19 protein-coding genes are annotated in these 23,569 nt (G+C 70.9%); 3 read left to right on the top strand and 16 right to left on the bottom strand.

Translation table 11 applies throughout. The features are described from left to right. Positions 1 to 233 precede the first annotated feature (233 nt). The 3 genes from ACZ4NB_RS26425 to ACZ4NB_RS26435 all read right to left on the bottom strand — a co-directional run bounded on the left by ACZ4NB_RS26425 (position 234) and on the right by ACZ4NB_RS26435 (position 4,115). Positions 234 to 1,247 (bottom strand): polyprenyl synthetase family protein, encoded by a 1,014-nt coding sequence (locus tag ACZ4NB_RS26425; protein ID WP_467665330.1) that lies wholly within the window; start codon positions 1,245 to 1,247, stop codon positions 234 to 236. 385 nt (positions 1,248 to 1,632) lie between these two features. Continuing rightward, positions 1,633 to 2,838, bottom strand: a complete 1,206-nt coding sequence (locus tag ACZ4NB_RS26430) for an FAD-dependent oxidoreductase (RefSeq protein ID WP_467665332.1) — start codon at positions 2,836 to 2,838, stop codon at positions 1,633 to 1,635. Further along, positions 2,835 to 4,115 (bottom strand): carboxylate--amine ligase, encoded by a 1,281-nt coding sequence (locus ACZ4NB_RS26435; protein WP_467665334.1) that lies wholly within the window; start codon positions 4,113 to 4,115, stop codon positions 2,835 to 2,837. Before ACZ4NB_RS26435 ends, ACZ4NB_RS26430 begins: the two co-directional genes overlap by 4 nt. A 391-nt stretch (positions 4,116 to 4,506) precedes the next feature. On the opposite strand from ACZ4NB_RS26435, the gene fahA reads away from it, so the two are divergent. The 3 genes from fahA to ACZ4NB_RS26450 all read left to right on the top strand — a co-directional run bounded on the left by fahA (position 4,507) and on the right by ACZ4NB_RS26450 (position 7,576). After that, positions 4,507 to 5,724: a fumarylacetoacetase gene (gene fahA / locus ACZ4NB_RS26440; protein WP_467665336.1), complete on the top strand. Its 1,218-nt coding sequence runs from the start codon at positions 4,507 to 4,509 to the stop codon at positions 5,722 to 5,724. Between the two features lie 4 nt (positions 5,725 to 5,728). After that, entirely contained in the window at positions 5,729 to 6,367 is a 639-nt protein-coding gene (locus ACZ4NB_RS26445; protein WP_467665338.1) for a GOLPH3/VPS74 family protein, read from the top strand. A gap of 723 nt (positions 6,368 to 7,090) precedes the next feature. After that, positions 7,091 to 7,576: a hypothetical protein gene (locus ACZ4NB_RS26450; RefSeq protein WP_467665340.1), complete on the top strand. Its 486-nt coding sequence runs from the start codon at positions 7,091 to 7,093 to the stop codon at positions 7,574 to 7,576. 83 nt (positions 7,577 to 7,659) lie between these two features. Here ACZ4NB_RS26450 and nuoN read toward each other — a convergent pair whose 3' ends face one another. The 13 genes from nuoN to ACZ4NB_RS26515 are packed head-to-tail and all read right to left on the bottom strand — an operon-like array spanning position 7,660 to position 23,561. Then, positions 7,660 to 9,312, bottom strand: coding sequence for an NADH-quinone oxidoreductase subunit NuoN (nuoN, locus tag ACZ4NB_RS26455; protein WP_467665342.1), 1,653 nt, complete (start codon positions 9,310 to 9,312; stop codon positions 7,660 to 7,662). After that, on the bottom strand, positions 9,309 to 10,967 hold the full coding sequence (locus ACZ4NB_RS26460) for an NADH-quinone oxidoreductase subunit M (protein ID WP_467665344.1): 1,659 nt from the start codon (positions 10,965 to 10,967) through the stop codon (positions 9,309 to 9,311). The genes nuoN and ACZ4NB_RS26460 overlap by 4 nt, the downstream gene beginning before the upstream one ends. A gap of 3 nt (positions 10,968 to 10,970) precedes the next feature. Then, entirely contained in the window at positions 10,971 to 12,854 is a 1,884-nt protein-coding gene (nuoL, locus tag ACZ4NB_RS26465) for an NADH-quinone oxidoreductase subunit L (RefSeq protein WP_467665346.1), read from the bottom strand. A 13-nt stretch (positions 12,855 to 12,867) separates the two neighbouring features. Then, on the bottom strand, positions 12,868 to 13,167 hold the full coding sequence (gene nuoK, locus ACZ4NB_RS26470; protein WP_350730467.1) for an NADH-quinone oxidoreductase subunit NuoK: 300 nt from the start codon (positions 13,165 to 13,167) through the stop codon (positions 12,868 to 12,870). Then, positions 13,164 to 14,030, bottom strand: coding sequence for an NADH-quinone oxidoreductase subunit J (locus ACZ4NB_RS26475; protein ID WP_467665348.1), 867 nt, complete (start codon positions 14,028 to 14,030; stop codon positions 13,164 to 13,166). Before ACZ4NB_RS26475 ends, nuoK begins: the two co-directional genes overlap by 4 nt. Further along, on the bottom strand, positions 14,027 to 14,644 hold the full coding sequence (nuoI, locus tag ACZ4NB_RS26480) for an NADH-quinone oxidoreductase subunit NuoI (RefSeq protein ID WP_467665350.1): 618 nt from the start codon (positions 14,642 to 14,644) through the stop codon (positions 14,027 to 14,029). Before nuoI ends, ACZ4NB_RS26475 begins: the two co-directional genes overlap by 4 nt. Then, positions 14,619 to 16,007, bottom strand: coding sequence for an NADH-quinone oxidoreductase subunit NuoH (gene nuoH / locus ACZ4NB_RS26485; protein WP_467665352.1), 1,389 nt, complete (start codon positions 16,005 to 16,007; stop codon positions 14,619 to 14,621). The genes nuoI and nuoH overlap by 26 nt, the downstream gene beginning before the upstream one ends. Further along, positions 16,004 to 18,535 (bottom strand): NADH-quinone oxidoreductase subunit G, encoded by a 2,532-nt coding sequence (locus ACZ4NB_RS26490; RefSeq protein WP_467665354.1) that lies wholly within the window; start codon positions 18,533 to 18,535, stop codon positions 16,004 to 16,006. Before ACZ4NB_RS26490 ends, nuoH begins: the two co-directional genes overlap by 4 nt. Beyond that, the gene (gene nuoF, locus ACZ4NB_RS26495; RefSeq protein ID WP_467665356.1) at positions 18,532 to 19,914 is read right to left on the bottom strand and encodes an NADH-quinone oxidoreductase subunit NuoF; all 1,383 of its coding nucleotides are present in this window, start codon (positions 19,912 to 19,914) and stop codon (positions 18,532 to 18,534) included. The genes ACZ4NB_RS26490 and nuoF overlap by 4 nt, the downstream gene beginning before the upstream one ends. Beyond that, positions 19,914 to 20,825, bottom strand: coding sequence for an NADH-quinone oxidoreductase subunit NuoE (gene nuoE, locus ACZ4NB_RS26500; protein WP_467665358.1), 912 nt, complete (start codon positions 20,823 to 20,825; stop codon positions 19,914 to 19,916). Before nuoE ends, nuoF begins: the two co-directional genes overlap by 1 nt. 50 nt (positions 20,826 to 20,875) lie before the next feature. Continuing rightward, positions 20,876 to 22,252, bottom strand: a complete 1,377-nt coding sequence (locus tag ACZ4NB_RS26505) for an NADH-quinone oxidoreductase subunit D (protein ID WP_467665360.1) — start codon at positions 22,250 to 22,252, stop codon at positions 20,876 to 20,878. Further along, on the bottom strand, positions 22,252 to 23,010 hold the full coding sequence (locus tag ACZ4NB_RS26510) for an NADH-quinone oxidoreductase subunit C (protein ID WP_467665362.1): 759 nt from the start codon (positions 23,008 to 23,010) through the stop codon (positions 22,252 to 22,254). The genes ACZ4NB_RS26505 and ACZ4NB_RS26510 overlap by 1 nt, the downstream gene beginning before the upstream one ends. Then, positions 23,007 to 23,561: a NuoB/complex I 20 kDa subunit family protein gene (locus ACZ4NB_RS26515; protein WP_030416193.1), complete on the bottom strand. Its 555-nt coding sequence runs from the start codon at positions 23,559 to 23,561 to the stop codon at positions 23,007 to 23,009. The genes ACZ4NB_RS26510 and ACZ4NB_RS26515 overlap by 4 nt, the downstream gene beginning before the upstream one ends. Positions 23,562 to 23,569 lie beyond the last annotated feature (8 nt).

The raw sequence follows: 23,569 nt of genomic DNA on the forward strand, positions 1-23,569 counted from the left end.
GGTTGCTGCGCTGTCCGCTCGCCCACCCCTGGGCTCAAGGTGACCCGTCCGCCGCGCTCTGGTGCTTTCCATCTCACCAAAGCCCGCGGCGTACCGCGTCAGCCCGCGGGTGCAACTCGTCGTACTGCTGAGGTATGACGCCGGGTCACCGCACGGCGTTGCACGTACGACAGGAGTCTGATCACTCCCTAGGGGACGGGCGGGCGACCCCTCAGGGTTCTGCCCGCCCCACGTCACCCGGCTCGGTACACCACCGCGTCGCAGAGCCCCTCCAGGGCCTCCTTGGCCGGGCACTGCGGCAGCGGCGCCAGCATCGCGCGGGCCTCCTCCGCGTAGCGCACGGTGTCGCGGCGGGCCTCTTCGAGCGCCGGGTGGGCGCGCAGGCCGGCCAGCGCCTCGGCGTGCCGGGCGTCGTCGGTGAGATCGCCGGCCAGCAGCTCGCACAGCGCGCGGTCCTCCGGCGTGCCGGAGGCGCTCTCGGCCCGCGCCCGCAGATGCAGCACGGGCAGCGTCGGGATGCCCTCGCGCAGGTCCGTGCCGGGCGTCTTGCCCGACTCGTGCGAGTCGCTGGCGATGTCGAGCACGTCGTCGGCCAGCTGGAAGGCCGTGCCGAGCCGCTCGCCGTACTGGGTGAGGATGTTGACCGTGGCCTCGTCGGCGCCCGACATCATCGCGCCGAAGCGGCACGCGACGGCGACCAGCGAACCGGTCTTGCCGGCGAGGACGTCCAGGTAGTGGTCGACGGGGTCCCGGCCGTCGCGCGGCCCCGCGGTCTCCAGGATCTGGCCGGTCACCAGGCGCTCGAACGCCTCGGCCTGGATCCGGACCGCCTCGGGGCCGAGGTCGGCGAGGATGTGCGAGGCACGGGCGAAGAGGAAGTCCCCGGTCAGCACCGCGACGGAGTTGCCCCAGCGGGCGTTGGCGCTGGCCACGCCGCGGCGCACGTCCGCCTCGTCCATCACGTCGTCGTGGTAGAGCGTCGCCAGATGCGTCAGCTCCACGACGACGGCCGAGGGCACCACGCCCGGGCTGTGGGGGTCACCGAACTGGGCTGCCAGCTCCACCAGCAGCGGCCGGAACCGCTTGCCGCCCGCGCGCACGAGATGCTGCGCGGCTTCGGTGATGAACGGCACGTCGCTCTTGGTGGCCTCCAGCAGGCCCTCCTCGACAGCCGCCAACCCGGCCTGGACATCGGCCTCAAGAGCCTGGTCCCGCACGCTCAGCCCGAAGGGCCCGACGACGGTCACGAGGGGTACTCCTGTCTGCTGACGATCAAACTGAATGTCGATCTGTCGCTGTCTCCACCATTGGCCAGCGTATCCGGTCTCAGTTCGATCACAGTGAGCGCCCGCCCCCCGAACCGCCCGCGAAGCACGGCGGCCCCCCAGCCGGTACGTTGCGGATCACCTTTTGATGCGGGTTTGACTCCGGTCAACGGGGCAACAAAAGCCCCCGGTTTCCCGTCCACCCCAAGAGCCACAGCCCTGGCCCAAGAGCCGAATACCCGCCCCAAAAGAGGTGTTCTTCAGCCATCCTCACGGGCCACTCGCCCCTCCGCCCCCCCGGGGCGACGGGCTGGGCTCCATGACTTCTGGGGCACCGGCCGAGCACCTGCCCGGGCGCCCCCGCCGGTCACCCGTACGCCCGCGCCACCGCCCGCGCCAGCCGGGGCGAGGCGAACTCCGTACCGCAGACGAAGCGCATCACCGGGCCGAACGAGGCGGCCGCCGGCAGCCCCGTGAAGTACAGCCCCGGTACCGACGAGCCGAAGCCGGCGTCCAACAGGGGCCCGCCGGCCCGCGTCACGATCTCCGTGCGCAGCCCCTGGCCCAGGAAGTCCAGCGCGGCAAGGTCCATCCGGTAGCCGGTCGCGGCCAGCACATGATCGGCCGCGAGCTCCCCGCCCTGGCCGTCTGCGCCGCGCAGCGCCAGTACGGGACGGCCGTCGCGCACCGTCGCCCGTACGATCCGCCGGCCCTGCGTGACCTGCACCCGGCCGACGAAGCGGTCCCGCAGCCACCAGGCGCCGAGCGGGCCGAGCACCCTGCGCACCAGGTACCGGCGCAGCGGCGCCGGCAGCAGCCGGAACGCGTCGGCGTGGTTCGACAGCGCATACAACGACCAGGCGTTGCCGAACGGGGACGGCGGCCGCAGCCGCGGCTGGCGGTCCGGTGGCGCGCCGAAGCCCACGGCTGCGGACCCGCGCGCCACCACCCTTACGGACGCCGCGCCCGCCTCGGCCAGCAGCACCGCGCTCTCCAGGGCCGACTGTCCCGCGCCGATCACCACCACCTCCCGGCCGGCCAGCACCGACAGGTCGCGGTGCTGCGAGCTGTGCGAGACGGGCCCGGTGGCGGAGGGCCCCTCCGGGATCGCGGCGGCCAGTTCCGGCGGCAGCTGCGCCAGACCGCTCAGTCCGGTGGCGACGACCACGGCCCGTGCGCCGAACTGCTCACCGCTGTCCAGCTTCAGCTCGAAGCCCTCGGCCCGCCGGTCGACCGAGACCACCCTGACCTGCTCCAGATCCGGCAGCAGCCGCTGCTGCACCCATTGGCCGTACTGGACGAACGCCTCCACCGGGATGATGTCCCAGTCCGACTCGTAGCGGCGCCCCTCCCCCGTGGCCGTGCAGTAATCACCGAGGGTGTGCCCGCCCTGCGGGACGTGGATGCTGGAGGCCGCGGGCGTCGACTTGAGCAGCATGCCCCCCGGCATCTGCGCATGCCAGCTCACCATCGGGCTGCCGAAGACCCGCACCGGCAGGCCGCGCGCCCGTAGGTGCGCGGCCGTCGACAAGCCGTACGGGCCGGCCCCGATGACCGCTACCGGAGTGCTCACTTGGGTTCCTCCCCTTGCCTAGGTGGTGCGTCGGTGCCCGCCCGGCGGCCCGCCCGGCGCAGCTGCATCAGGTGCTGGGCGCCCGGCCCGACGGACCGCGCGAGCATGGTGAAGAACGGCAGCGGGTCGTCCCCGGCGAACCAGGCCAGTTCGGTGCCCGGGGCCCGCGCCGGTACGTGCGCGTTCCCCGAGCCGCCGCGCCGGTAGGCGACCCGCGCGGGCAGATCGACGTTCTCGACGACGAAGCGGCGACCCGCCCGCTGGGCGCCTTCAGGGACGGTGCGCCCCGTGAGGTACAGGTGCTGGGCGCGGACGACATCGACCCCGGCGGTGCTCTCGAAGAGCCGGAACTGCGCGCCCATACGGGGGTTGAAGTCCAGCAGCCGGTACCGGCCGTCGCGGCGGTCGAACCGCCAGTCCAGGTCGGCGATCCCGATGAACCCGATCCGCTGGATGAACTGTGCGGCCATCCGGGCGAGTTCGGGGTTGTCGACGACATGCGCGCAGGCCGTCATGCCGGCGTGCGGCGGCCAGGAGCGCACCTTGACGCCGGTGAACAGCGCCAGCGGCGCACCGTCCGCACCGAAGCAGCCGTGCACGATCCAGTCCTCGGCCTGCTCGCGTGGCAGGTACTCCTGGAGGATCACACTGGGCCGCGGCCCCCAGTCCCGCGCCAGGTCGAGCAGTTGAGCCGGCCCCTCTATCCGGGTCGTACCGGCGACCGCGGGACTTCTGCGCCGTACGAACGCCTCGCGGTTCTTGGCCACCACCGGGAAGCTCGCCTGCCTGGCGTACGCCTCGATCTCCCCGTAGGACGCGGGGAAGGCGGCTGCCGGCGAAGGCACGCCGTGCGCCGCGCACAGCTCGTGCAGGCCCTGCTTACTGGCCAGCTTGCGTGGCAGGTCCGCCGCCACCCGCGGGAAGAGAAACGATCCGGCGAGCGCCTCGGCATGCTCGGCGATCAGCACCGCGGCCTCTTCGTCGGTGGGGATCAGCATCGTCGGCCGGCCGATCCGGCGGCCGATCCGCAGCAGCCCCGCCACCAGGCGGTCCGGCTCCTCGCGCCCGGTGGTCGGCCACACGAAGCGGCCGCGGAGATAGCGGGAGGCCGCCGCCGGCGTGAAGCGGTCCTCCGTCACGGCGTACATGGGGACACCGAGCCGTCCCAGGCTGCGAATCGCCCCCACACCGCCGTGGTGCAAGGGGTAGGCCCCGATCTTCACGATCAGCCCCGGAACACTCCGGTCGACGGCGAGCCGTGCGCCACTGCGAGCCACGTGTCCCCCCAACGCAACGGTCCTCCCCGGCCCGTGCCAGGAAAGGAAGCTAGGACCGAATTGCGCAGTACGGCAAGGCTTTTCCGGACATTGCCAATACTTGGGGCGTACCGGGCCTATGGTCTCCGATCGACTCCCTACGCCTACGTCGCGCTCGCGCCCCCGCGACCGCCCCGCCGTACGGCCCCGGCCATCCGCCCGACCGGCCGGCACATCGGCCGCACCGGCCGCCGCACGCTCGCCCGGCGCAACCGCCCGCGCGAGTTATCCACAGGCCTCTTCGCCGCGACGTGCCCGGCCGTACTCTGATCAACACAGCCACCGGCTCGGGGCGCACCAGCCCCGGACGGCCCGGCTGCCCACCGGCGACGACGAACGCGAGGAGCTGTCCATGCCCGAGCAGAGCCCGTTCGAGCTGGCGGAAGGCGATCCCTTCGGCCCGCACAATCTCCCCTACGGCGTCTTCAGCACCACCGACGCGCCCGACCAACACCGCATCGGCGTCCGCTACGGCGCCCAGGTCCTCGACCTGAGCGCCCTGCCCAGCGCCCTGCCGGCCGCCATCCATCCGCATGCCGAGCTCCTCGCCGCGCCGACCCTCAACCCCCTCCTCGCCGCCGGCCGACCCGTCTGGCAGCAGATCCGCGCGGCCGTGCACACCGCCGTGACCGACCCCGCGCACCGCGACGAAGTGGCGCCGCTGCTCCACCCGTTGGAGGAGGTCACCCTGCACCTCCCCTTCGAGGTCGCCGACTACGTCGACTTCTACTCCAGCGAGTACCACGCCACCAACGTCGGCCGGATCTTCCGCCCGAACGATGCGGGGCTGCCGCCCAACTGGAAGCATCTCCCGATCGGTTACCACGGCCGGTCGGGCACCGTCGTCGCCACCGGCACCCCGGTGGTGCGCCCCAACGGCCAGCGCAAGGCGCCCGCGGACGAGGCCCCGACCTTCGGCCCGTCCGCCCGCCTCGACATCGAGGCCGAGGTCGGCTTCGTCGTCGGCACGCCCTCCACGCTCCATGAGCCCGTCGGCCTGGGCTCCTTCCGTGACCACGTATTCGGTGTCTGCCTCGTCAACGACTGGTCCGCCCGCGACATCCAGGCCTGGGAGTACGTGCCGCTCGGCCCGTTCCTCGGCAAGTCCTTCGCCACGTCCGTCTCCGCCTGGATCACCCCGCTCGACGCCCTCGACGAGGCCCGTACGCCACCACCCGCCCGGGACGTCCCGCCGCTGCCCTACCTCGACGACTCGGGCGTGGAGCCGGGCGGCTTCGACATCCGCATCGAGGTGCGCATCAACGACGAGGTCGTCTCGCGGCCCCCGTTCGCCAGCATGTACTGGACAGCCGCCCAGCAGCTGGCCCATATGACCGTCAACGGCGCCTCCCTCCGCACCGGCGATCTGTTCGCCTCCGGCACGGTCTCCGGCCCCGACCCCGATCAGCTCGGCTGCCTGCTCGAACTCACCCAGGGCAAGGGCCCCTACCTCCAGGACGGCGACGAGGTCACCCTCACCGCCTGGGCCCCGGGCCCCGGCGGCGCCCGGATCGAGCTGGGCGAGGTCACCGGCCGCATCCTGCCCGCCCCCACGGTGGGGACGCCGTAGTGACATGACCGACGCTCCCCTCACCCTCGCCGAGGAGCTGCTGCTGCTCGCGCTCGACCCGGTCCGCGGCCGCCCCCTGAACAACCCCAGGTACCTGCGGTACGGGCTCGCCGGGGCGGCGCTGGCCGACCTGGAGGCGACCGGACGGATCGCGGTCGAGCGCGGCGACCGCGTCAAGGTGGCCAATCCGCTGCCGCTGGGCGACCCGATACTCGACGGCGCCCTGGCAACGCTCCCCGCCCCCGCCAAGGGCGGCCGGGGCATCAGGGCCCACCGCTGGGTACGCGGCGCCGGCCGCCCCGTCCATGAGCTGTGCCTGCGCCGGCTGGAGGAGCGCGGCGCGCTGCGCAGGCAGGCCCACCGCGCCCTGGGCCTGTTCCCGTACGAGCGCTTCCCGGCGGGGGCGGTGGACCTGACCGGCCCGGCCCGCGCCCGGTTCAGGGCCGCGGTCGAGGCCCAGCTCCCCGACCGGCGCGCCCGGCTCCTGGCGGCGTACTCCTCGGCGACGGACCTGGACGCCAAGCTCCTGCCGGGCAGTTCCTTCCGCCCGCTCCGCCGCGATCTGCGACGCCTGGCCAAGGAGGAGTGGACGGCGCACGCCGCGTTCCGCGTCGTACAGGACGACCAGAGCGCCGGGGGGTAGCGCGGACGGGGGCGGAGAGCGCGATGAGGCCGCCGGTGGTCGCGACGAAGCCGCTTGGCAAGGGGCCGGCAGGGCCCTGGGGGGGCGTGCTGGCGGGATCCTGGTGAGGTCCTGGTGGGGAACTGACGGGGTTCTGGCGACGGCCCTGACAGGTCCCGGAGTAAGGCGTGGCACGAGCCTGGCAGAGCCTCTGGCGGGGGCCTCGACGGAGGTCTCGGCGGGGGCTTCGACGGAGGTCTCGGCGGAGGTCTCGGCGAAGGCCCTAGCTGAGGTCTCGGCAGAGCCTTCTGGCGGTCGCGGTTGCCTCGGCTGCGTCCGCTGGAGCGGGAGGTGGAGGTGGAGGGTGGGAGGGGCCGGGGGGGGAGGGGCCCCTAAGGCAGTAGCTGTGTGCCCCGCCCCCGCCCCGCGCCCCGTCCCCTCCCCCTCCCCAACCACTCAGCCCAGCCCGCGCCGTGCCCCTGCCCGTACCCGCGCCGTATCCCTGTCCTCTCCCGAGCCGCCCCCCTGCCCCCACCCAGCCCCGCTCAGCCCCGCTCCTTCGGCCCACTCCCCCCTACCCTCCCCCCCACCCGCTTCGCCCCCTTAGTCCCCCTCGCCCCGATTTCGCGTCACAGCCGCACACCAACTCCGTACCGGCGTTGCCGCAATGCGGTGACGGGGCCGAGAGCCGTGGAGGGCGCTGCTAGCCTCACGTCTCCCTGTCCCACAACGGAGGAGACGTACGTGCGCAAGGCAGCGCAGATCGCCGGGGCGGCGGCCATCGCCGCGATGCTGCTCAGCGGTTGCGGAAGCAGCGGCGGCAACGGCAGCGACAGCAAGCCGAGCAAGACGCCGGAGGCCGCGCCGTCGACTCCGGGAGACGCCGACAAGCCCGCCGGCCCCACCGCGGTCGAGGGAGCCTGGAAGAGCGGTTCGGACAGCAGCCCGCTGATCCTCGTGATCAAGGAGGGCACGGTCGCGTTCAGCAACGGACACAAGGCCGCCTGCCTGGGCAAGGTCCAGACGATGGCCGGAATGACCATGGCCGCGCTCAAGTGCACCGACGGGGACACCACCCGCACCATGGGCACCCTCAAGCCCGGTTCGGACGGCAAGACCCTGACCGTCGACTGGAAGAGCGGCCCCACCGAGAAGTACACCAAGTCCAGCGACGGCAGCGTGAAGATCCCGGACATGCCCCAGCTGCCGAGCGGTATGCCCAAGAGCTGACCGCGGCCCTGCGCGGCAACGGCCGCCGCCCGAACCCGAGTGGGTTGCGGGCGGCGGCCGTTGTGCGTACCGGCTGCCGTGCCTCAGCGCACGAAGACCCCTGCCTGCCCGGCGAGGTCGAGGAAGTACTGCGGCGCCAGACCGAGCACCAGGGTGGCCACGACGCCGATGGCGATGGCCGTGGTCGTCAGCGGACTGGGGACCGCGACGGTCGGGCCTTCCGCCTTGGGCTCGTTGAAGAACATCAGCACGATGACGCGGATGTAGAAGAACGCGGCGATGGCGGAGGAGAGGACACCGACCACCACGAGCCAGCCCGCGCCGCTCTGCGCCGCCGCCTTGAAGACCGCGAACTTCCCGGCGAAGCCGGAGGTCAGCGGGATGCCGGCGAAGGCCAGCAGGAAGACGGCGAAGACCGCGGCCACCAGTGGCGAACGGCGGCCGAGTCCGGCCCACTTGGACAGCTGGGTGGCCTCGCCTCCCGCGTCCCGCACCAGGGTGACGACGGCGAAGGCGCCGAGCGTCACGAAGGAGTAGGCGCCGAGGTAGAACAGCACCGAGGAGATGCCGTCCTCACTGGTGGCGATCACACCGACGAGGATGAAGCCGGCGTGGGCGATGGAGGAGTAGGCCAGCAGCCGCTTGATGTCGGTCTGGGTGATGGCGATGATCGCGCCGCCCAGCATCGTGATGATCGCGACGCCCCACAGCACCGGCCGCCAGTCCCAGCGCATGCCCGGCAGGACGACGTACAGCAGGCGCAGCAGCGCGCCGAAGGCGGCGACCTTCGTGGCGGCCGCCATGAAGCCGGTGACCGGGGTCGGCGCGCCCTGGTAGACGTCCGGGGTCCACATGTGGAACGGGACCGCGCCGACCTTGAACAGCAGGCCCATCAGCACCAGTGCCGCGCCGATCAGCAGCAGCGCGTCGTTGCCCATGGTGCCGGCCAGCGCCGGGTCGATCTGCTTGGCGCCGTCCGAGATCACCTCGGCGATCCCGGAGTACGTCACGGTGCCGGCGTAGCCGTACAGCAGGGCAACGCCGAAGAGGAGGAACGCGGAGGAGAAGGCGCCGAGGAGGAAGTACTTGACGGCGGACTCCTGCGACAGCAGTCGCTGGCGGCGGGCCAGCGCGCACAGGATGTAGAGCGGGAGGGAGAAGACCTCCAGGGCGACGAAGAGCGTCAGCAGGTCGTTGGCGGCCGGGAAGATCAGCATGCCGCCGATCGCGAAGAGGGCGATCGGGAAGACCTCGGTGGTGGTGAACCCGGCCTTGACCGCGGCCTGTTCGGCCGGGCCACCGGGCACGGCGGCGGGCTGGGCCGCGAAGGAGTCCACCCGCCTGCCGTGCGCCGCCGGGTCGAGCCGGCGCTCGGCGAAGGTGAAGACCGCGATCAGGGACACCAGCAGGATCGTGCCCTGCAGGAACAGGGCGGGGCCGTCGACGGCGATGGCTCCCATGGCGGCGATATGCGCCTTGGACGAGCCGAAGCCGCCGGCCGCCAGGCCGATCACCGCGGCGAACGCGGCGGCCAGCGTCACCAGGGACAGCAACAACTGGGAGTGGTAGCGGGCGCGGCGCGGCACGAACGCCTCGACCAGCACGCCGATCACCGCCGCACCGAGGACGATCAGCGTCGGTGACAGCTGGGCGTACTCGATGTGCGGCCCCGGGATCTTGCCCGGTGCGCCGGCCGCCACCGTCCACAGGCTGTGGACACTTGCCACGGAACTCACTTCGCGGCCTCCACGTCTTGATCGTTCGCGGCGTGGCCGTGCCGGCCTCCACCGGGCACGGCGTTCACCTGCACAGTGGGCTTGGGATCATGCTTGTCCACGACGGACAGGGTGTGGTCGACGGCCGGATTGACGATGTCGGTGAGCGGCTTCGGATACACCCCGAGGAAGATCAGCAGCGCGATCAGCGGCGCCACCACCACCAGCTCCCGCACCCTGAGGTCGGGCATGCCGGTCACCTCCGCCTTCACCGGCCCGGTCATCGTCCGCTGGTAGAGGACCAGGACGTAGAGCGCGGCGAGGACGATGCCGAAGGTGGCGACGATGCCGATCACCGGGTAGCGGGTGAACGTGCCGACCAGGACCAGGAATTCGCTGACGAACGGTGCCAGGCCCGGCAGCGACAGGGTGGCGAGGCCGCCGATGAGGAACGTGCCGGCGAGGACGGGGGCGACCTTCTGGACGCCGCCGTAGTCCGCGATCAGGCGCGAGCCGCGGCGGCTGATCAGGAAGCCGGCCACCAGCATCAGTGCGGCGGTGGAGATGCCGTGGTTGACCATGTAGAGCGTGGCGCCGCCCTGGCCCTGGGACGTCATCGCGAAGATGCCCAGGATGATGAAGCCGAAGTGGGAGATCGAGGCGTAGGCGACCAGCCGCTTGATGTCCCGCTGGGCGACCGCGAGCAGCGCACCGTAGACGATGCTGATCAGTGCGAGCACCAGGATGGCGGGGGTGGCCCAGCTGCTGGCCTCCGGGAAGAGCTGGAGGCAGAAGCGGAGCATCGCGAACGTGCCGACCTTGTCGACGACCGCCGTGATCAGCACCGCGACCGGCGCGGTCGACTCGCCCATGGCGCCGGGCAGCCAGGTGTGCAGCGGCCACAGCGGCGCCTTCACCGCGAAGGCGAAGAAGAAGCCGAGGAAGAGCAGCCGCTCGGTGCCGGCGGCGATGTCCAGCTTGCCGGCCGCCCGGGCCTCGACGATCTGCTGGAGCGAGAACGTGCCGCTGCCGAGCTGGTCGGCGGTGACGGCGTACAGCCCGATCACCGCGGCCAGCATGATCAGGCCGCCGGCGAGGTTGTAGAGCAGGAACTTCACCGCGGCGTACGACCGCCGGCCGGCGGACTGCTCCTCCCCGTCCGCACCGGCGCGGTCCCCGAAGCCGCCGATGAGGAAGTACATCGGGATCAGCATGGCTTCGAAGAAGATGTAGAAGAGGAAGACGTCGGTGGCCTCGAAGGAGATCACCACCATGGCCTCGACGGCCAGGATCAGCGCGAAGAAGCCCTGGGTGGGCCGCCAGCGCCGGTTGGGCGTGGCCTCTTCGAGGGGGTCGGCGTCATGCCAGCCCGCCAGGATGATGAAGGGGATCAGCAGGGCGGTCAGCGCGATCAGCGCGACCGCGATGCCGTCCACGCCGAGTTCGTAGCGGACGCCGAAGTCCGGGATCCAGGCGTGCGATTCGGTGAGCTGGTAGGGGCTCTTGGCGCCGGGGTCGAAGCGGAACGCGACGACCAGGGCCAGCGCGAAGGTGATCAGCGAGAACAGCAGCGCGAGCCATTTGGCCGCGGTGCGCTTGGCTGCGGGCAGCGCGGCGGTGGCGATCGCGCCGACCGCCGGAACCACGGCCGTTGCCGTCAGCAGGGGAAACGACATGGCTCAGACACCCCTCATCAGCAGGGTCGCGGCGACGAGAACGGCGGCCCCGCCCAGCATCTGGACCGCGTAGGAGCGGACGAAGCCGCTCTGCAACTGGCGCAGCAGGCCGGAGAGTCCGCCCATGGAGGCCGCCGTGCCGTTGACCGCCCCGTCCACCACGGAGCGGTCGAGTTGGACGAGCGTGGTGGTGACCTCGCCGCCGCCGCGCACGAAGACGACGTGGTTGAAGTCGTCCTGGAGCAGATCGCGGCGGGCGGCCCGGGTGAGCCACGAACCGCGGGGGGCGAGTTCCGGGACGGGCTTGCGGCCGTACATCATCCAGGCGATGCCGACGCCGATGAGCAGGACGACGACGGTGGAGGCGGTGACGGTGGTGGCGCTGACCGGGGAGTGGCCGTGCGCGAACGAGGTGACCGGCTCCAGCCACTTCACAAAGGCGTCGTTGACGCTGAACAGCGCGCCGGCGAAGACCGATCCGACGGCCAGCACGATCATCGGGAGCGTCATGACCTTCGGCGACTCGTGCGGATGCACGTCGCTCGGGTTCCAGCGCTTCTCGCCGAAGAACGTCATCAGCATCACCCGTGTCATGTAGAACGCGGTGATCGCGGCGCCCAGGAGGGCCGCGCCGCCGAGGATCCAGCCCTCGGTGCCGCCCTTGGCGAAGGCTGCCTCGATGATCTTGTCCTTGGAGAAGAAGCCGGACAGTCCGGGGAAGCCGATGATCGCCAGATAGCCGAGGCCGAAGGTGATGAACGTGACCGGCATGTACCGGCGCAGGCCGCCGTAGCGGCGCATGTCGACCTCGTCGTTCATGCCGTGCATCACCGAACCGGCGCCGAGGAAGAGGCCGGCCTTGAAGAAGCCGTGGGTGACCAGGTGCATGATCGCGAAGGCGTAGCCGATGGGGCCGAGGCCGGCGGCCAGGACCATGTAGCCGATCTGCGACATCGTCGAGCCGGCCAGGGCCTTCTTGATGTCGTCCTTGGCGCAACCGACGATCGCACCGAACAGGAGGGTGACCGCGCCGACCGCGACGACGGCGGTCTGCGCGTCCGGCGCGGCATTGAAGATCGCCCCGGAGCGGGTGATCAGATACACGCCGGCGGTGACCATCGTGGCGGCGTGGATCAGGGCCGAGACCGGGGTCGGGCCCTCCATCGCGTCCCCCAGCCAGGACTGCAGCGGCACCTGTGCCGACTTGCCGCAGGCGGCCAGCAGCAGCATCAGCCCGATGGCGGTGAGCTTGCCCTCGGACGTGTCTGCGGTGGCCGCGAACACCGGCCCGAAGGCGAAGGTCCCGAACGTCGTGAACATCAGCATGATCGCGATGGACAGGCCCATATCGCCGACGCGGTTGACCAGGAACGCCTTCTTGGCGGCGGTGGCCGCGCTGGGCTTGTGCTGCCAGAACCCGATCAGGAGGTACGAGGCGAGGCCGACGCCCTCCCAGCCGACGTACAGCAGAAGGTAGTTGTCGGCGATGACCAGCAGGAGCATCGCCGCGAGGAAGAGGTTGAGATAGCCGAAGAAGCGGCGGCGCCGCTCGTCGTGCTCCATATAGCCGATCGAGTAGATGTGGATCAGCGATCCGACACCGGTGATCAGCAGGACGAAGGTCATCGACAGCTGGTCGAGCTGGAAGGCGACGTCGGCCTGGAAGCCGCCGACCGGGATCCAGCTGAACAGATGCTGATGCAGGGCACGGTGCTCGGGGCTCTTGCCGAGCATGTCGGCGAAGAGCGCCACCCCGACGGCGAACGACGCCACCGCCAGCAGGGTGCCGATCCAGTGGCCGGTGCGGTCGAGTCGTTTGCCGCCGCACAGCAGCAGGGCCGCACCGACCAGCGGTGCCGCGACAAGCAGCGCGATCAAGTTCTCCACTTTGTGCGACCCCTTACAGCTTCATCAGACTGGCGTCGTCGACCGAGGCCGTATGACGGGTGCGGAAGATCGACACGATGATCGCCAGGCCGACCACGACCTCGGCCGCGGCGACGACCATCGTGAAGAAGGCGATGATCTGGCCGTCCAGATTCCCGTGCATCCGCGAGAAGGTGACGAAGGCGAGATTGCAGGCGTTGAGCATCAGCTCGATGCACATGAACATCACGATGGCGTTCCGCCTGATCAGCACCCCGGCCGCGCCGATAGTGAACAGCAGGGCGGCGAGGTAGAGGTAGTAGACCGGGTTCATTTCTTGGCCCCCTCCTTGTGCTCCTTGCGCGGCGCGCCACCGGAGGGCGGCGGCGCGGGCTCGTCCTCGGCGGAGCGGCCCAGCCACTCCTCGGAGCGCTGCTCCAGCGCCTTGAGTTCGGCGAGCGACTCACCGGAGACATCGCGCATCTGGCCGCGCTCGCGGAGCGTGGGACTGACGGTCAGCTCGGACGGGGTGCCGTCGGGCAGCAGGCCCGGGATGTCGACGGCGTTGTGCCGGGCGTAGACCCCGGGGGCGGGCAGCGGGGGCACCTGCTTGCCCTCGCGGATCCGGGCCTCGGACTGCTCGCGCTGCGACTTGGCCCGCTCCGTGCGCTCCCGGTGCGTGAGCACCATCGCGCCGACGGCCGCCGTGATCAGCAGCGCGCCGGTGACTTCGAAGGCGAAGACGTACTTGGTGAAGATGAGCGCGGCCAGGCCCTGCACATTGCCCCCGGCGTTCGCCTCGCCCAGGCCGTTGAACTCCTTGAGCGAGGCGTTGCCGATGCCGGCGATCAGCAGGATGCCGAAGCCGATGCCCATTCCGGCGGCGAGCCAGCGCTGGCCCTTGAGCGTCTCCTTGAGGGAGTCCGCGGCCGTGACACCGACCAGCATGACGACGAACAGGAACAGCATCATGATCGCGCCCGTGTAGACGACGATCTGCACGACGCCGAGGAAGTACGCGCCGTTGGCGAGGTAGAAGACCGCCAGGACGATCATGGTGCCGGCGAGCGAGAGGGCGCTGTGCACCGCCCGCTTCATCAGGATCGTGCACAGCGCGCCGATGACGGCGACGCTGCCCAGGATCCAGAACTGCACGGCCTCCCCCGTGGAGGCGGCCGCGGTGGCGAGGCCGGTCATGCCTGCACCTCCTCGTCGGCGGTCCGGTCCGGCTGCTCGTCGGGGCGCTCCCCCTTGGAGACGGCGACCTGGCGGACGGTGCCGGGCGCGGCCTCGGTCACCAGCCCGTTGTAGTAGTCCTTCTCCGTCATGCCGGGGTAGATCGCATGGGGGGAGTCGACCATCGTGTCCTGCAGGCCCGCGAGCAGCTCCTCCTTGGTGTAGATGAGCGATTCGCGGGACCGGTCGGCGAGTTCGTACTCGTTGGTCATGGTGAGCGCGCGGGTCGGGCATGCCTCCACGCACAGACCGCACAGGATGCAGCGCAGATAGTTGATCTGGTAGACGCGGCCGTAGCGCTCGCCCGGGGAGTAGCGCTCCTCTTCGGTGTTGTCCGCGCCTTCGACATAGATCGCGTCCGCCGGGCAGGCCCAAGCGCACAGCTCGCAGCCGATGCACTTCTCCAGCCCGTCCGGATGGCGGTTGAGCTGATGGCGGCCGTGGAAACGCGGCGCCGTCGGCTTCTTCTCCTCCGGATACTGCTCGGTCAGCCGCTTCTTGAACATGGCCTTGAAGGTCACGCCGAAGCCGGCCACGGGGTTCTGGAACTCAGGCACCGTCGCCCCCCTTTCCATCGGTCTCATTACCGTCACTGACAGTGTCCATCCGACCACTGACAATCAACTCCCGCTCCCGGCGGGGCCGTCGGCGCGGCACGGGCGGCAGGCTCTGCCCGGGCAGCGGCGGTACGGGGAAGCCGCCGGCCATCGGGTCGAAGGCGCCGTCGCCGTCCGTCTCCGGCTCTTCCTCGCCTCGTCGGAAGAAGTCCACGACCAGGGAGATCAGCAGCAGCCCGACGGCGCTGCCGGCGACGTACAGCACGATCTGGGAGAAGTCGTAGCCCTCGTTCTTCAGCGCCCGGACGGTGGCGACCAGCATCAGCCAGACCATCGAGACCGGGATGAGGACCTTCCAGCCCAGCTTCATGAACTGGTCGTAGCGCACCCGGGGAAGAGTGCCGCGCAGCCAGATGAAGAAGAACAGCAGCAGCTGCACCTTGAGGGTGAACCACAGCAGCGGCCACCAGCCGTGGTTGGCGCCCTCCCAGAACCCCGACACGGGCCAGGGCGCCCGCCAGCCGCCCAGGAAGAGCGTGACCGCGACCGCCGAGACGGTGACCATGTTGATGTACTCGGCCAGCATGAACATCGCGAACTTGATGGACGAGTACTCGGTGTTGAAGCCGCCGACGAGGTCGCCCTCGGACTCCGGCATGTCGAACGGCGCGCGGTTGGTCTCGCCGACCATGGCGACGATGTAGATGATGAAGGACACCGGCAGCAGCAGGATGTACCACCGGCTCTGCTGCGACTCCACGATGGTGGAGGTCGACATCGACCCGGAGTACAGGAACACCGCCGCGAACGAGATGCCCATCGCGATCTCGTACGAGATCATCTGCGCGCACGAGCGGAGCCCGCCGAGCAGCGGGTAGGTCGAGCCGGAGGACCAGCCCGCCAGCACGATCCCGTAGATGCCGACCGAGGCCGTGGCCAGGATGTAGAGGATGCCGATGGGCAAGTCGGTCAGCTGCATCGGGGTGCGCTGGCCGAAGATCGAGATCTCGTTGTCGGCCGGGCCGAAGGGGATCACCGCGATCGCCATGAAGGCCGGGATGGCCGCCACGATCGGCGCGAGGATGTAGACCGCTTTGTCGGCCCGCTTGACGACCAGGTCCTCCTTCAGCATCAGCTTGATGCCGTCGGCCAGCGACTGGAGCATCCCCCAGGGGCCGTGCCGGTTGGGGCCGATCCGCAGCTGCATCCAGGCGACGACCTTGCGCTCCCAGACGATCGAGAACAGCACCGTCAGCATCAGGAACGCGAAGCAGAAGACCGCCTTGATGACGATCAGCCACCAGGGATCGCGGCCGAACATCGACAGGTCTTCCTGGGCCAGCGCGGTCTGCGCGGTGGCCAGTTGGCCGAGCTGCATCATGCGTCCACCTCCTTGGCCGGCGCCGGCGTGCCCGGGGCGGCGGAGATCTTCACCAGGTCACCGGGGCGCGCCCCGGTGTCGGCGGCGACGCCACCGCCCGTGGAGTTCAGCGGCAGCCACACCACCCGGTCGGGCATCGGCGTGACCTTCAGCGGCAGCCGGACCGAGCCGGCCGGTCCGCCGATCTCCAGGAGGTCGCCGTCCTTGACGCCGGTCTCCTCGGCGGTGGCCTGCGACAGCCGGGCGAGCGCGGCGTGCCGGGTGCCGGCCAGCGCCTCGTCGCCTTCCTGGAGCAGCCCCTGGTCCAGCAGGAGCCGGTGTCCGGCGAGGACCGCCTCGCCGTCGGCGGGCCGGGGCAGCGGGCGCCCGGTCTCCAGGGGCTCGCCGGCGTACGGGCCGTCCCAGTTGCCGAGCCGGTCCAGCTCGCGGCGTACGGAGCGGATGTCGGGCAGGGCCAGATGGACGTCCATGGCGTCGGCGAGCATGTTCAGGACCCGGGAGTCCGGCTGCAGCTGGCGGCGGGTCATCTGGTCCGGCTTGAGCGCCGCCTCGAACAGCCGCGCCCGGCCCTCCCAGTTGAGGAACGTGCCGGCCTTCTCCACCACGGCCGCCACCGGCAGGACCACATCGGCCCGCTCGGTGACCTGCGAGGGCCGCAGCTCCAGGCTGACCAGGAAGCCGACCTCGTCCAGGGCGGTCAGCGCGCGCGCCGGGTCCGGTAGGTCGGCGACCTCGACGCCCGCTACCAGGAGCGCGCTGAGTTCACCGGTCGCGGCGGCCTCGACGATCTGGCCGGTGTCCCGGCCGTGCCGCTGCGGCAGCGTGGCCACGCCCCAGGCGGCGGCGACCTCGTCGCGGGCCCTCGGGTCGGTGGCCGGCCGCCCGCCGGGCAGCAGACCGGGCAGCGCGCCGGCCTCGACGGCGCCGCGGTCGCCCGCCCGCCGCGGGATCCACACCAGGCGGGCGCCGGTCGCGGCGGCGGCGCGCACCGCGGCGGTCAGCGCGCCGGGCACCCCCGCCAGCCGCTCGCCGACGACGATCACCGCACCGTCCGCGCGCAGCGCCTCGGCCGCCGACCGCCCCTCGCCCTCCAGGCCGACGCCGCCCGCGAGCGCGTCCAGCCATTCGGTCTCGGTGCCCGGTGCGGCCGGCAACAGGGTCCCACCGGCCTTGATCAGCCCGCGTGAGGCGTAACTGCCCAGCCCGTAGGTGCGCTGGCCGCTCTTGCGGTGCGCCTTGCGCAGCCGCAGGAAGACGCCCGGCGCCTCCTCCTCGGCCTCGATCCCGGCCAGCAGGACGGCCGGCGCCTGCTCCAGGGCGGTGTACGTGACCCCGCTGCCGTCCAGGTCGCGGCCCCGGCCGGCGACCTTGGCCGCCAGGAAGTCGGCCTCCTCGGCGCTGTGCACCCGGGCCCGGAAGTCGATGTCGTTGCTCTGCAGGGCGATCCGGGCGAACTTGGCGTAGGCGTAGGCGTCCTCGACGATCAGCCGGCCGCCGGTCAGTACGCCGGTGCGCCCCTTGGCCGCGGTCAGCCCGCGGGCCGCCGCCTCCAGGGCCTCGGGCCAGCTCGCCGGCTCCAGTTCACCGGACTCGGCGTTGCGCACCAGGGGGTGCTCCAGCCGGTCGCGCTGCTGGGCGTAGCGGAAGGCGAACCGCCCCTTGTCGCAGATCCACTCCTCGTTGACCTCGGGGTCGTTGGCGGCCAGCCGCCGCATGACCTTGCCGCGCCGGTGGTCGGTGCGGGTCGCGCAGCCGCCGGCGCAGTGCTCGCACACCGACGGCGAGGAGACCAGGTCGAAGGGGCGGGAGCGGAAGCGGTACGCGGCGGAGGTGAGCGCGCCGACCGGGCAGATCTGGATGGTGTTGCCGGAGAAGTACGACTCGAAGGGGTCGCCCTCTCCGGTGCCGACCTGCTGGAGGGCGCCGCGCTCGACCAGCTCGATCATCGGGTCGCCGGCGATCTGGTTGCTGAAGCGGGTGCAGCGCGCGCACAGCACGCAGCGCTCGCGGTCCAGCAGCACCTGGGTGGAGATCGGCACCGGCTTGGCGAAGGTGCGCTTCCTGCCCTCGAAGCGCGACTCCGGGTCGCCGACCTGCATGGCCTGGTTCTGCAGCGGGCACTCGCCGCCCTTGTCGCAGACCGGGCAGTCCAGCGGGTGGTTGATCAGCAGCAGCTCCATCACGCCGCGCTGGGCCTTCTCCGCCACCGGGGAGGTCAGCTGCGACTTGACGACCATGCCGTCGGTGCAGGTGATGGTGCAGGAGGCCATCGGCTTGCGCTGGCCCTCCACCTCGACGATGCACTGCCGGCAGGCGCCCGCCGGGTCCAGCAGCGGGTGGTCGCAGAAGCGCGGGATCTCGATGCCGAGGAGTTCGGCGGCGCGGATGACCAGCGTCCCCTTGGGGACGGAGATCTCGATGCCGTCGATCGTCAGGGTGACGAGGTCCTCCGGCGGGACGGCCGCCTCGCCGCCCCCCGAGGGACCCGCGGCGGAGCCGCTGTTCGACCCAGTTGTCGTGACGGTCATGCATTCACCCCCAGGTGAGCGTCGTTGTCGGCCCACAGGGTCGACTTGGCGGGGTCGAACGGGCAGCCCCTGCCGGTGATGTGCTGCTCGTACTCCTCGCGGAAGTACTTCAGCGAGGAGAAGATCGGCGAGGCGGCGCCGTCGCCGAGGGCGCAGAAGGACTTGCCGTTGATGTTGTCGGCGATGTCGTTCAGCTTGTCGAGGTCGTCCATCCGGCCGTCTCCGGCCTCGATGTCGCGCAGCAACTGCACCAGCCAGTACGTCCCTTCGCGGCAGGGTGTGCACTTGCCGCAGGACTCGTGCGCGTAGAACTCGGTCCAGCGGGTGACCGCCCGTACGACGCAGGTGGTCTCGTCGAAGCACTGCAGCGCCTTGGTGCCGAGCATCGAGCCGGCCGCGCCGACGCCCTCGTAGTCGAGGGGGACGTCGAGGTGCTCGTCGGTGAACATCGGCGTCGAGGAGCCGCCCGGCGTCCAGAACTTCAGCCGGTGGCCGCGGCGCATACCGCCGCTCATGTCGAGCAGCTGGCGCAGGGTGATGCCCAGCGGGGCCTCGTACTGGCCGGGGTTGGCCACATGGCCGCTGAGCGAGTAGAGCGTGAAGCCCGGGGACTTCTCGCTGCCCATCGACCTGAACCAGTCCTTGCCCCTGTTCATGATCGCGGGAACCGACGCGATGGATTCGACGTTGTTCACGACAGTGGGGCAGGCGTAGAGGCCGGCCACCGCGGGGAAGGGAGGACGCAGCCGGGGCTGTCCGCGACGGCCCTCCAGGGAATCGAGCAGCGCGGTTTCCTCACCGCAGATGTACGCGCCGGCGCCCGCGTGCACGATCACGTCCAGGTCGAGTCCCGAGCCGAGGATGTTCTTCCCGAGGAAGCCCGCCGCATGGGCCTCGCGCACGGCCTCGTGCAGCCGGCGCAGGACGGGTACGACCTCACCGCGCAGATAGATGAAGGCGTGGTTCGACCGGATCGCATGGCAGGCGATCACGATCCCCTCGATGAGGGAGTGCGGGTTGGCGAAGAGGAGGGGGATGTCCTTGCAGGTCCCGGGCTCCGATTCGTCGGCGTTGACGACGAGGTAGTGCGGCTTGCCGTCGCCCTGCGGGATGAACTGCCACTTCATCCCGGTGGGGAAGCCCGCGCCGCCGCGGCCGCGCAGGCCGGAGTCCTTGACGTAGGCGATGACGTCGTCGGGCGGCATCGCGAGCGCCTTGCGCAGGCCCTCGTAGCCCTCGTGCCGGCGGTAGGTCTCCAGCGTCCAGGACTCGGGCTGGTCCCAGAAGGCGGACAGGACGGGCATGAGGAGCTTCTCCGGGCTCGCCTCTCCCCCGGCGCGCGGCCGGGAGGTGCCCCCGTACTCGGCTGCCACTGTCATCACTCCCCCTCCTCTGCTGTGGGCCCGGCCGGGTGCTGGTCGTCGGAGGCCGAGGTCTCGTGCGGTGCGTCGTGGGAACTGGGGTGGCCCGAGGGCGCCTGCTCGGCGGAGTGCCCGGAATCGTCGCCGCGGGGCGAAGCCCCTCCATCTGGGGCGGTGGTGGGAGAGGGGCCGGCATCGTCCGTCGGGTGGTCGGTGGTCGTCCGCGGGGCGACGACATGACCGGCGCTGTCGGCGCCGCGGCCCGGTGCGGCCTCGCCCTTGGCCAGGCGCAGTCCGATCAGGGAGGCGGATCCGGCGCCGCCGGTGGCCTCGACGGCGCCCGGCCGCTCGTCCGGGAATCCGGCGAGCATCCGGGCGGTCTCCTTGAAGGTGCACAGCGGTGCGCCGCGGGTGGGCTCGACGGTGCGGCCCGCCCGGAGGTCGTCGACGAGCCGCCGGGCGGACTGCGGTGTCTGGTTGTCGAAGAACTCCCAGTTGACCATCACGACCGGGGCGAAGTCGCAGGCGGCGTTGCACTCGATGTGTTCGAGGGTGACGGCGCCGTCCTCGGTGGTCTCGCCGTTGCCGACGCCGAGGTGCTCCTTGAGCTCCTCGAAGATGGCGTCGCCGCCCATCACCGCGCACAGGGTGTTGGTGCAGACGCCGACCTGGTAGTCGCCGCTGGGCCTGCGGCGGTACATGGAGTAGAAGGTCGACACCGCGGTGACCTCGGCGGTGGTCAGGTCCAGCTGCTCGGCGCAGAAGCGGATGCCGGTGCGGGTGACGTGCCCTTCCTCGGCCTGTACGAGGTGCAGCAGCGGCAGCAGCGCCGAGCGCGCGCCGGGGTAGCGGGCGATCACCTCCTTGGCGTCCGCCTCAAGCCGGGCCCGCACCTCGGCCGGGTAGTCGGGGGCCGGGAGCATGGGCATCCCCAGGCTGGTGGGGGTTTCGGGGGTTCCGCCCCGAGAAGACGCGGTGGTCACCGGTCGACGCCTCCCATCACGGGGTCGATGGACGCGACGGCGACGATGACGTCGGCGACCTGGCCGCCTTCGCACATCGCCGCCATGGCCTGCAGGTTGGTGAAGGACGGATCGCGGAAGTGCACCCGGTAGGGGCGGGTGCCGCCGTCGCTGACCACGTGCACACCCAGCTCGCCCTTGGGGGACTCGACGGCCGCGTAGGTCTGTCCGGGCGGGACCCGGAAGCCCTCGGTCACGAGCTTGAAGTGGTGGATCAGGGCCTCCATCGAGGTGCCCATGATCTTCTTGATGTGGTCGAGGGAGTTGCCCAGGCCGTCCGGGCCGAGGGCCAGCTGAGCGGGCCAGGCGATCTTCTTGTCCGCGACCATCACGGGGCCGGGCTCCAGGCGGTCCAGGCACTGCTCGACGATCCGCAGCGACTGGCGCATCTCCTCCAGCCGGATCAGGAACCGGCCGTAGGCATCGCAGGTGTCGGCGGTCGGCACCTCGAACTCGTAGTCCTCGTAGCCACAGTACGGCTGCGTCTTGCGCAGGTCGTGCGGGAGTCCGGCGGAGCGCACGATGGGGCCGGTGGCGCCGGTGGCCATGCAGCCGGCCAGGTCCAGATAGCCGATGCCCTCCATGCGGCCCTTGAAGACGGGGTTGCCGGTGGCGAGCTTGTCGTACTCGCCGATGTTCTTGCGCATCTTCTTGACGAAGGCGCGCACCTGGTCGACCGCGCCCGGGGGCAGGTCCTGGGCCAGGCCGCCGGGCCGGATGTAGGCGTGGTTCATCCGCAGGCCGGTGATCAGCTCGTAGATGTCGAGGATGAGCTCGCGGTCGCGGAAGCCGTAGATCATGATCGTGGTGGCGCCCAGCTCCATACCGCCGGTGGCGATGCACACCAGGTGGGAGGAGAGCCGGTTGAGTTCCATCAGCAGCACGCGGATGACCGAGGCCCGGTCGGGGATGTCGTCGGTGATGCCGAGCAGCTTCTCCACGGCCAGGCAGTAGGCCGTCTCGTTGAAGAAGGGGGTGAGGTAGTCCATCCTCGTGACGAAGGTGGTGCCCTGCGTCCAGGTCCGGTATTCGAGGTTCTTCTCGATACCGGTGTGCAGATAGCCGATGCCGCAGCGGGCCTCGGTGACGGTCTCCCCGTCGATCTCCAGGATCAGCCTGAGCACGCCGTGCGTCGAGGGGTGCTGCGGCCCCATGTTGACGATGATCCGCTCGTCGTCGGACTTGACCGCGGCGGCCGCGATCTCGTCCCAGTCGCCGCCGGAGACGTTGTAGACCGTGCCCTCGGTGGTCTCGCGGCCCAGCGACTCCTGGGTGTCGAAGTCGCTTGAGGTGCGGTGGCCGTTCGAGGAGTGGGAGTGCGGTGCAGTAGTCATCAGCTGTACGACCTCCGCTGGTCGGGAGCCGGGATCTGGGCGCCCTTGTACTCGACGGGGATGCCGCCGAGCGGGTAGTCCTTGCGCTGCGGGAAGCCCTGCCAGTCGTCGGGCATCATGATCCGGGTCAGCGCCGGATGACCGTCGAAGATCAGGCCGAAGAAGTCGTACGTCTCGCGCTCGTGCCAGTCGTTGGTCGGATAGACCGCCACGAGCGAGGGCACGTGCGGGTCGGCGTCCGGGGCGGAGACCTCCAGCCGGATCAGCCGGTTGTGAGTGATCGAGCGCAGGTGGTAGACGGCGTGCAGCTCGCGGCCGGCGTCCCCGGGGAAGTGCACCCCGCTCACGCCCGTGCACAGCTCGAAGCGCAGCGCCGGGTCGTCGCGCAGGATCTTGGCGACGGCCGGCAGGTACTCCCGCTCGATGTGGAAGGTCAGCTCGTCGCGGTCCACGACCGTCTTGGCGATGACGTTCTCGGGGACCAGCCCCTGTTCGTCGAGGGCGCCCTCCAGCTCGTCGGCGATCTCGTCGAAGTCGCCGTAGCCGCCCCCGTCGGCACCCGGTCCGCCGTACGGCCGCTGGGACGCGCCGGGCAGCCGGACGGTCCGTACGAGGCCGCCGTAGCCGGTGGTGTCCCCGCCGTTGTCGGCGCCGAACATGCCGCGGCGGGTGGCGATCACCTCGCCGGTGTCGTCGCGCTGCGCCGGGACGGCCTCGTCCGGGGCGTCCGGACGCTCGGGGTTCGTCTGCTCACTCACCGCAGCAGCCCCTTCATCTCGATCAGCGGGAGCGCCTTGAGCGCCGCCTCCTCCGCCTCGCGGGCGGCCTGCTGCTGATTGACCCCGAGCTTGGTGTGCTGGATCTTGTCGTGGAGCTTGAGGATGGCGTCCATCAGCATCTCGGGACGCGGCGGGCAGCCCGGCAGATAGATATCGACGGGCACGATGTGGTCGACGCCCTGCACGATCGCGTAGTTGTTGAACATTCCGCCCGATGAGGCGCAAACCCCCATGGAGATCACCCACTTCGGGTTCGGCATCTGGTCGTAGACCTGCCGCAGGACGGGGGCCATCTTCTGGCTCACCCGGCCGGCCACGATCATCAGATCCGCCTGGCGCGGCGAGCCCCGGAAGACCTCCATGCCGAAGCGGGCCAGGTCGTAGCGCCCGGCACCGGTCGTCATCATCTCGATGGCGCAGCAGGCCAGCCCGAAGGTCGCCGGGAAGACCGATGATTTGCGCACCCAGCCCGCGGCCTGCTCGACAGTGGTCAGCAAAAAGCCGCTCGGCAGCTTCTCTTCAAGTCCCATGTGTGACC

It is taken from the genome of Streptomyces sp. NPDC026575, from assembly GCF_055567415.1.

Excerpts from the sequence above, each read along its gene's own strand:
- nuoK (WP_350730467.1), bottom strand. The coding sequence starts at position 13,167 with ATGAACCCGGTCTACTACCTCTACCTCGCCGCCCTGCTGTTCACTATC.
- nuoF (WP_467665356.1), bottom strand. The coding sequence starts at position 19,914 with ATGACAGTGGCAGCCGAGTACGGGGGCACCTCCCGGCCGCGCGCCGGG.
- ACZ4NB_RS26515 (WP_030416193.1), bottom strand. The coding sequence starts at position 23,561 with ATGGGACTTGAAGAGAAGCTGCCGAGCGGCTTTTTGCTGACCACTGTC.
- nuoE (WP_467665358.1), bottom strand. The coding sequence starts at position 20,825 with ATGCCCATGCTCCCGGCCCCCGACTACCCGGCCGAGGTGCGGGCCCGG.
- ACZ4NB_RS26445 (WP_467665338.1), top strand. The coding sequence starts at position 5,729 with ATGACCGACGCTCCCCTCACCCTCGCCGAGGAGCTGCTGCTGCTCGCG.
- nuoI (WP_467665350.1), bottom strand. The coding sequence starts at position 14,644 with ATGGAAAGGGGGGCGACGGTGCCTGAGTTCCAGAACCCCGTGGCCGGC.
- ACZ4NB_RS26475 (WP_467665348.1), bottom strand. The coding sequence starts at position 14,030 with ATGACCGGCCTCGCCACCGCGGCCGCCTCCACGGGGGAGGCCGTGCAG.
- ACZ4NB_RS26490 (WP_467665354.1), bottom strand. The coding sequence starts at position 18,535 with ATGACCGTCACGACAACTGGGTCGAACAGCGGCTCCGCCGCGGGTCCC.
- ACZ4NB_RS26505 (WP_467665360.1), bottom strand. The coding sequence starts at position 22,252 with ATGACTACTGCACCGCACTCCCACTCCTCGAACGGCCACCGCACCTCA.
- ACZ4NB_RS26460 (WP_467665344.1), bottom strand. The coding sequence starts at position 10,967 with ATGTCGTTTCCCCTGCTGACGGCAACGGCCGTGGTTCCGGCGGTCGGC.
- nuoH (WP_467665352.1), bottom strand. The coding sequence starts at position 16,007 with ATGATGCAGCTCGGCCAACTGGCCACCGCGCAGACCGCGCTGGCCCAG.
- fahA (WP_467665336.1), top strand. The coding sequence starts at position 4,507 with ATGCCCGAGCAGAGCCCGTTCGAGCTGGCGGAAGGCGATCCCTTCGGC.